Raw genomic sequence first — 643 nt, forward strand, 5'->3', positions numbered from 1 at the left:
GCAACAAGAACAGAATGTTATCCAATCTCCTTAGGAGATACAAGAACGAGAAATTCCCGTCTGTTATAGCTAATAACTACATGGTAGTTTCATAAACGACATACATAAAAATATAGCAGAAATGCGTACTGAAAGGCTTATACTTTTCGGTACGCATTTTTTTTGCGTACTGGAATGGGCACGTTTTCTACACACATGGGCATTCGGTAGATTCCTTTGCCACCCCTAAATTCCTGCCTAATTTTGCATCATCAAAATAACAAAACGGCGTGCCAGAAGCCAATATAAATCCGTAAGGCAACGGTAATATATTATGAGAAAAGAAATTTTAACATTGAGTGAATTGAATGAAAAAGGAGTAAAAGTAGCAAGATTGGCTGGTAACAGAGATTTGAATGAAAAGGCAGTCAAGGCTAAAATGAAATCAATGAGGGAATACGGTCAGTTAGTACCTGCAATCATTGTGGACGCTTCCACTGCAATTAAAGACGGTTTAAAAGTGATTGATTTTACCACTGGTGAAGAAATCAAGGACGGAAATGATTATGTTGTTCTGTTGGATGCAAACCACCGTTATAGTGCCCATTTAAGACTTCTGGAGGAAAATGCAAAGGTTGAACCGGATAAACTGTACAAAGGAGAG

At 37.9% G+C, this 643-nt stretch carries 1 protein-coding gene; it reads left to right on the top strand.

The genetic code is table 11. The annotated features are described in order from the left end of the window. Positions 1 to 313: 313 nt before the first annotated feature. Positions 314 to 643 (top strand): ParB N-terminal domain-containing protein (locus tag QVP94_RS00080; protein ID WP_502685434.1); only part of this gene is annotated, 330 nt, incomplete at its 3' end.

Origin of the sequence: Parabacteroides sp. CAG:2 (assembly GCF_000436315.1) — a bacterium.
In the GTDB taxonomy this organism is placed as follows: Bacteria; Bacteroidota; Bacteroidia; order Bacteroidales; family Tannerellaceae; genus Parabacteroides; species Parabacteroides distasonis.